1 rRNA gene is annotated in these 256 nt (G+C 41.8%); it reads left to right on the forward strand.

Annotation, left to right across the window (positions count from 1 at the left end):
• Positions 1–119 (forward strand): 16S ribosomal RNA (locus ACQCT5_RS23010); the annotation flags it as partial.
• Positions 120–256 lie beyond the last annotated feature (137 nt).

The following is a 256-nucleotide window of genomic DNA, read 5'->3' on the forward strand; positions in this document are numbered from 1 at the left end:
TAACACCCGAAGTCGGTGGGGTAACCTTTTGGAGCCAGCCGCCTAAGGTGGGACAGATGATTGGGGTGAAGTCGTAACAAGGTAGCCGTATCGGAAGGTGCGGCTGGATCACCTCCTTTCTAAGGAAGTAGACGCTGTTTGTTTTGTTTAGTTTTGAGAGAGCATTCTCTCTATATAAAGGTTCTGAAATATCACTTGATGTGATATCTTTAGAAACTATGTTCTTTGAAAACTAGATAACGTTAAGTAATATCAA

Origin of the sequence: Sutcliffiella halmapala (genome assembly GCF_050107295.1) — a bacterium.
In the GTDB taxonomy this organism is placed as follows: Bacteria; Bacillota; Bacilli; order Bacillales; family Bacillaceae_I; genus Sutcliffiella_A; species Sutcliffiella_A halmapala_A.